Origin of the sequence: Gillisia limnaea DSM 15749, assembly GCF_000243235.1 — a bacterium.
Lineage (GTDB): Bacteria > Bacteroidota > Bacteroidia > Flavobacteriales > Flavobacteriaceae > Gillisia > Gillisia limnaea.
Window position 1 is genome coordinate 1,618,342 of the sequence record NZ_JH594606.1, and the last position, 6,789, is coordinate 1,625,130.

8 protein-coding genes are annotated in these 6,789 nt (G+C 37.5%); 3 read left to right on the plus strand and 5 right to left on the minus strand.

Going from position 1 to position 6,789, the window contains the following annotated elements:
* Positions 1-4: 4 nt before the first annotated feature.
* The 3 genes from bioB to GILLI_RS09070 form a co-directional block, all read right to left on the minus strand.
* The gene (bioB, locus tag GILLI_RS09060; RefSeq protein WP_006988802.1) at positions 5-1,096 is read right to left on the minus strand and encodes a biotin synthase BioB; all 1,092 of its coding nucleotides are present in this window, start codon (positions 1,094-1,096) and stop codon (positions 5-7) included.
* A 118-nt stretch (positions 1,097-1,214) separates the two neighbouring features.
* Complete coding sequence (locus tag GILLI_RS09065) at positions 1,215-2,369, minus strand: beta-ketoacyl synthase N-terminal-like domain-containing protein (RefSeq protein ID WP_006988803.1); 1,155 nt, start codon at positions 2,367-2,369, stop codon at positions 1,215-1,217.
* A 131-nt stretch (positions 2,370-2,500) separates the two neighbouring features.
* Positions 2,501-3,091 carry an SET domain-containing protein gene (locus GILLI_RS09070; protein WP_006988804.1) on the minus strand — a complete coding sequence of 197 codons (591 nt, stop codon included), beginning with the start codon at positions 3,089-3,091 and terminating at the stop codon, positions 2,501-2,503.
* A 179-nt stretch (positions 3,092-3,270) separates the two neighbouring features.
* Between GILLI_RS09070 and GILLI_RS09075 the strand changes: the two genes are divergently transcribed.
* The 3 genes from GILLI_RS09075 to GILLI_RS09085 all read left to right on the plus strand — a co-directional run bounded on the left by GILLI_RS09075 (position 3,271) and on the right by GILLI_RS09085 (position 4,545).
* A complete protein-coding gene (locus GILLI_RS09075; RefSeq protein ID WP_006988805.1) occupies positions 3,271-3,795 on the plus strand; it encodes a DUF2975 domain-containing protein in 525 nt (174 codons plus the stop codon).
* A gap of 84 nt (positions 3,796-3,879) precedes the next feature.
* The gene (locus GILLI_RS09080; RefSeq protein WP_169312729.1) at positions 3,880-4,335 is read left to right on the plus strand and encodes a DUF2975 domain-containing protein; all 456 of its coding nucleotides are present in this window, start codon (positions 3,880-3,882) and stop codon (positions 4,333-4,335) included.
* Between the two features lie 3 nt (positions 4,336-4,338).
* Positions 4,339-4,545 carry a helix-turn-helix domain-containing protein gene (locus tag GILLI_RS09085; protein WP_006988807.1) on the plus strand — a complete coding sequence of 69 codons (207 nt, stop codon included), beginning with the start codon at positions 4,339-4,341 and terminating at the stop codon, positions 4,543-4,545.
* Positions 4,546-4,602: 57 nt separating this feature from the next.
* Here GILLI_RS09085 and GILLI_RS09090 read toward each other — a convergent pair whose 3' ends face one another.
* Together GILLI_RS09090 and atpD are read right to left on the minus strand one after the other, a co-directional pair.
* Positions 4,603-4,884 carry a FoF1 ATP synthase subunit delta/epsilon gene (locus tag GILLI_RS09090; RefSeq protein ID WP_006988808.1) on the minus strand — a complete coding sequence of 94 codons (282 nt, stop codon included), beginning with the start codon at positions 4,882-4,884 and terminating at the stop codon, positions 4,603-4,605.
* A gap of 93 nt (positions 4,885-4,977) precedes the next feature.
* A complete protein-coding gene (atpD, locus tag GILLI_RS09095) occupies positions 4,978-6,489 on the minus strand; it encodes a F0F1 ATP synthase subunit beta (RefSeq protein WP_006988809.1) in 1,512 nt (503 codons plus the stop codon).
* Positions 6,490-6,789: the final 300 nt, after the last annotated feature.

Genomic DNA, 6,789 nt, shown 5'->3' on the forward strand with positions numbered 1-6,789 from the left:
TGGTTTAAGCCTTAGTTTTGGCTTTCTCCTGAGCCTGAAGATTTTTTTCAATCGTATGCCCCGGTCTTGACCATTTTGGCTTTTCTCCCAAATTTTGATATTTAGACTCTTCGGCAGAAATGCTTTCCGGCTGGGCTTTTTTCTCAAAAGCCTTCTGTGGATTTAGTCCCAGAGCCTTAAACATTTCCATATCTTCACTAACATCAGGATTTGGTGTAGTCAATAATTTATCTCCTGCAAAGATGGAATTTGCGCCGGCAAAAAAGCACATTGCCTGCCCTTCTCTGCTCATTTGGGTTCTTCCGGCCGATAAGCGCACCTGGGTTTCAGGCATCACAATACGCGAAGTTGCAACCATTCGCACCATTTCCCAAATGGAAACCGGTTCCTGCTCTTCCATTGGAGTTCCTTCTACAGGAACCAATGCATTGATGGGTACAGATTCCGGCTGCGGATTTAAGGTGGACAAAGCCACCAACATTCCCGCACGATCACTTATACTTTCACCCATTCCTATAATTCCTCCGCTACAAACAGTAACATTGGTTTTTCTCACATTTCCAATGGTATCAAGCCTGTCCTGATATCCACGTGTAGATATCACTTCCTTATAATACTCTTCAGAAGAATCCAGGTTATGGTTATACGCATACAATCCGGCTTCAGCAAGGCGCTGTGCCTGATTTTCGGTAATCATTCCAAGGGTGCAACAAACTTCCATTTCCAGTTTATTGATCGTCCTTACCATTTCCAAAACCGAATCAAACTCGGCTCCATCCTTTACATTTCTCCAGGCAGCGCCCATACAAACTCTGGAACTTCCCGATGCTTTAGCGCGCAATGCCTGGGCTTTTACCTGGTTCACACTCATAAGGTCATTTCCTTCAATATTGGTGTGGTAACGAGCCGCTTGTGGGCAATAACCGCAATCTTCCGGACAACCGCCCGTCTTTATGGATAACAAAGTAGAAACCTGCACTGTATTGGGATCGTGATTTTTCCTGTGAACGGTAGCTGCTTCGTAAAGTAGCTCCATGAATGGTTTGTTATAAATCTCAAGGATTTCTTCCTTTGTCCAGTTGTGTTTTATAGTCATGAAGTATGATTTGAATCCAAAAATAACGAAAACTCCGCTTTTCTGAATGCTATTAAAATATATTTTTAGTATTTCACTGCAAGGTTTTAAAAACCTGACAGCTGTTTAAACAGCTAATTTATGATTTATTCACTAAAATCGAGACTGCATTTCCTCCGAAACCTACTGCATTTACCAGTATATTTCTTACCTGGTTTGGTGCTTTCTGAAACTCTGAAAAAGGCACCGGAATAAATTCCTGATGTTGTAACATCAGGATTGCCAGTTCCAGGCTCAAAATACCCGAAGCTCCAAAGGTATGGCCAATCTTCCATTTATTGGACGTAAGTGCCGGATGAAGCTTCCCAAATAATTCCCGGATAGCATTTACCTCTGCTTTATCGCCTTTTTGTGTTCCCGGAGCGTGCATTACCACGACATCAATTTCATCTAAAGGAATCGTTCCAATCGCCATTTTCATGGATTTCTGAAAACAGTCAGCATTCGCTGAAATAGATACAGAATGTTTTAATTTTTCGGTGGCATATCCAATTCCGCCGATCTTAGCGATACTTTTTTCAGAATTATTTTCCAAACAAAGCACCCCGGCAGCTTCTCCCAGGATCATAGAATTTCGCGTTTTTTCCATATCCAGCGCACGGCAGGGAAAATCAAGATCCTGTGATGCATAAATCTTCATAGCTTTCATTTGAGCGATGGTAAACGGGGTTAAAGCCGCTTCGCTTCCACCCACGAGAAATTTATCGGCCATTCCGGCCTGCAACCAGGCAATCCCGTTTAAAATTGCGTGTAATCCTGTTGAACAGGTTACGCTATGCGAAATTTCAGGTCCCGAACTTTGAAGATCCTGAGCTACCCAGGAGGAAATATTTCCAAGGGTGGTTGACGGAGAGGCCAGAATTTCAGCCTTTCCTGTATTTAAAAACGAAGTGTGATATTTTTCAAAAAGTTGAGTGGCACCCCGGGAACTTCCAATATTAATTCCAATATTCCCTCCGCTTCCCCAACCGCTTCTTTTTACCGCCTCTCTGGAAGCAAAAATCGCATACAAAACAGATTCATCTAAATTCTTAAAATGAGGTTGTGAAGCCTGCAATTGTTCTATTTCTTCTTTAAGTTTCTTCGGAAGAAAAGCCGCATATTCAGCCTTTCCATTAAAATCATGTCTGGAAATCAAATGGTTTGGATCTTTATAATTTTTCCAAATTTCTTCAGAGGTTTTCCCAAGTGGAGATACCGAAGCGATTGAAGTTATATACACAGGGGTTTTCAAAGCTTGCAATTTTTAAGCAAAAATAAGATCTATATAGTCTTTAGCTAAACTTTAAGCCAATAAAAATAAATAAGAAGTGATTTAGTGTTTGCCCAAAGTTCATTCACTTTCTGCAGTTCAAAAAGCTCAAATTATGATTCCTGACTATAATATAAATTCAAAATTGAATCCATAGGGGTTTTTCCTTCCAGAACAGATGCAATTTTTCTCATAATTTCACTGGAAATAAGTGCTTGTAAAGGTTGCTTTACATTTTTAAGATTTTCAAATGCTTCCTCAAGTTTCAAATCCCAATCTTTATGAAAATTGAGCAGATCATCCGGAAATACCTTGGTGCGGGAAGTGCCTTCATCTTTTGCGTGAAAAGCCTCGGTAACATTAAGATACCCATAATCATCTGTAAGTTCTTCCCCGGGATGAATGTCACGCACTGCGATCTCAAAATCATACGCAGTAGAAAGACAATTGGATTTAAAACTGTGATTCACATATTTTGATAGGTCCCAGCACATCACATAATTCCCTTTGTTATTTCTAAAAGTATATTTATCGATCATTTGCATGGATAACGGCTTCATTTTATCGACTTCTTCCTGGGTATAAACCTGATCTAATTCATCCTGAACCCAGGTGATAGTGCCTTTTGGGATGAATTTTGTAGCAACAACCCCATAGCCAATTTCATCGCTAATAAACTGAATTTCTGTATCCGGGTGTATCATAGAATCAACTTCTTTTGAACATCTAATATAGAATAAAATCTGAAAGGATTTAATTAAGAAAATATAAATTTACAGTGTCCATATTAGTTTAGTACCTGTTCTAATTGAAAATCACACAAGAATAAAATTATTGTTTATCGATAATTTAGTATATATTTGTTATCGATTAACAATAAAAAATGAAAACATCTAAAATTAAACCTCCTATTCTATTAAAGACAATTCTTGACATTCTGTTTTTCTTGCTGATTCTCACCTATTCAGGAATGATTCTCTACCTTATTTTTCAAACCCTAACAGACCTTCCTTTAGATCTCACAATTAATGGAAATGAAATCAGAGAACTTTCCCCTGCAATAATTTTTATACTGACCATTAAGATATTGATTTCTGCCATTTTCATCTACATAATATTTTTGTTGCGAAAGGTGTTACGAAGCTTCTTTAAACGAAAGTTATTCACCCCTTTACAAATATCAGGTTTAAACTTAATAGGCCAATTGATCATAATCTTTAGTTTGGTTGAAGTCATGATCGATTTCTTTTTGAGCCTCACTCTTAATAAAGCCCGAATAGGAATTAGCGTAGAAAATTCATTTGATTCAATTTGGTTCACGCTCGCATTGGGACTTTTCTTCATTTTACTTTCAAAATCATTTAGTTATGCAAAGAGCTTACAGGAAGAAAACGATCTAACAGTATAAAATAATTTAGAAAAAATGAAGCCAAACAATACACCTCTCCAACCCTTAAAGTATTTTTTGAATTTCATATTTATAATTGTAATAATGGCTGTTGGATTAAATATTACAGGAATTCTATTTTTACCCTTTTTTCCTGAATCACAATTCTTAGCCGATTTATTAGGAGTGCCTTTTTTTAAGTGGGAATTCGCTATAGTTGCATTAATTATTTCATCTATAGTTTTACATCTCGGGTTTATTTATAGTCTATATGTCTTCAAAAAAATAATAGTCTCTTTATTTAAATCTCCACTATTTAGCCATTTTCAAATTTTGAGCCTTAAACTATTAGGCCAATTAATAATTCTACTTGTTGTTGCAAAATCTTTGTTTAATATTTTCTCTGATATGATTTTTGGAAAAAGTGAATTAGCTGGGATTCATATTTTTTCCTTCGATTCTAAATTGATGGCTATTTGTTTAGGTTTATTTTTCATATATCTTAGTTATGTTTTCAAAAAAGCAAAAGAACTGAAGGATGAAAACGATTTAACTGTCTAGATTATGCCTATAATTATAAATTTAGATGCAGTATTAGAAAAAAGAGGCATGAAAAGTTATGCACTGGCAGAAGCCATAAACATTACCACCGCTAACTTATCTATATTAAAAACAGGCAAAGCTAAGGCGGTTAGATTTTCTACTCTGGAAGCTATTTGTGAAGTTTTGGATTGTCAGCCGGGGGATATTTTGGAGTATGTGAACGCATAAAAAAACCTGCCTGTGTTTGAAACACGGCAGGTTTTTTAGAAATTTATTTATCGGATATTAATCTGCCAATATAATGGCTTTATTATCTTTCATTTCAAGCACTCCTCCTTTAATACTATAGAACACATTGTTCCCTTCCTTTCTAAATTCTGCAGAAAGCTTTTTTAAACCATCCTGATCTGTACCCAGGTTGATTTTAACTTCCCCTTCTACCAAAAGAGAAACAATAGGAGCGTGATGATTAAGCATTTGAAATTCACCATCTACGCCGGGAACTTTAACCGCTTCTACTTCAGCACCAAATACTACAGCTTCCGGAGTAACTATTTCTAAATACATATATTTCAAGTTTGAAAATTCAATTTCCAAATTTCAAATTCCAAAACTCGTAATTGGAATTTTGGAATTTGAAATTTAGCAGGCGAAGCCTGTTTATGATTCTGCCAACATTTTTTCTCCTGCCTCGATAGCTTCTTCAATACTACCTTTAAGGTTAAAAGCCGCTTCCGGAAGGTGATCTAATTTTCCATCCATGATCATATTGAAACCTTTGATGGTTTCTTTAATATCGACCAAAACTCCTTTTAAACCAGTAAACTGTTCTGCCACGTGAAACGGCTGAGATAAGAAACGTTGAACACGTCTGGCACGGGATACGGCAAGCTTATCTTCTTCAGAAAGCTCTTCCATACCAAGAATTGCGATAATATCCTGAAGTTCCTTGTAACGTTGCAGCAGCTCTTTTACGCGTTGCGCACAATTATAATGCTCTGGTCCAAGGATCTCGGCAGTAAGAATTCTTGAAGTAGAATCCAAAGGATCTACCGCAGGATAAATACCAAGCTCCGCGATTTTACGTGAAAGTACTGTAGTTGCATCCAGGTGGGCAAAGGTTGTTGCCGGCGCCGGATCGGTTAAATCATCTGCAGGCACATAAACCGCCTGAACCGATGTAATAGAACCATTTTTAGTAGAAGTAATACGTTCCTGCATAGCTCCCATCTCTGTAGCTAAGGTAGGTTGGTAACCAACGGCAGAAGGCATCCTTCCTAAAAGGGCAGAAACCTCAGATCCTGCCTGAGTGAAACGGAAAATGTTATCTACAAAGAAAAGTACATCTTTTCCTTGTCCTTCCCCCGCTCCATCACGAAAATATTCGGCTATAGTAAGTCCGGAAAGTGCAACACGTGCACGTGCTCCCGGTGGCTCATTCATTTGTCCGAAAACGAAGGTTGCTTTAGATTCCTTTAAAGCAGCTTTATCTACTTTAGAGAGGTCCCATCCTCCTTCTTCCATAGAGTGCATAAAGTCATCTCCATATTTTATAATTCCAGATTCCAACATCTCTCTCAAAAGGTCATTCCCTTCTCTCGTTCTTTCACCAACTCCGGCGAATACGGATAGACCACCATGTCCCTTTGCAATGTTGTTTATCAATTCCTGGATAAGTACTGTTTTTCCAACACCAGCTCCTCCAAACAATCCAATTTTACCACCTTTTGCATAAGGCTCAATAAGATCGATAACTTTTATTCCGGTAAATAAAACTTCTGTGGAAACAGATAAATCTTCAAATCTTGGTGCATCACGGTGAATTGGCAATCCATGCTCACCTGCTTTTGGCAAATTCTCCATTCCATCAATGGCATCTCCAATCACATTGAATAATCGGCCATACACATCTTTTCCAATAGGCATTTGTATAGGTGCTCCTGTGGCTACTACTTCTACTCCCCTGCTCAATCCATCGGTAGAATCCATGGAAACGGTCCTTACAGTGTTCTCTCCAACGTGGGATTGAACTTCAAGAACCAGAATAGATCCATCCTTTCTGGTGATTTCAAGAGAATCGTAAATTTTTGGTAATCCAGTATTTTCTGAATTAAAAGCTACATCCACTACAGGACCAATAATTTGTGCAACCTTACCTGTGATTTTAGACATTATCTATTCCTTTAATGTTTAATATAATAATTGTTATAATTCTGTTCGACAAATACTTATAAAATCCGAATTCATCAAAATTTTGTTTCAGGCTGCAAAGATAGTTTTTTCTTTATAAAATTCTACAGGCTTCCCAACAACTTTTTTTCGGTTTTTGTTCAGCACGGATTTCAAATCCGTGCTAACTATTTCTCCTCCGTACTAACTGTTTCTCCTTAATTATTTTTACAATTGCTTCCGAAGAAAACAAAAAAAACCTTCCGAATAGATCGAAAGGGTTCTTTGAATTAACACAAAAAA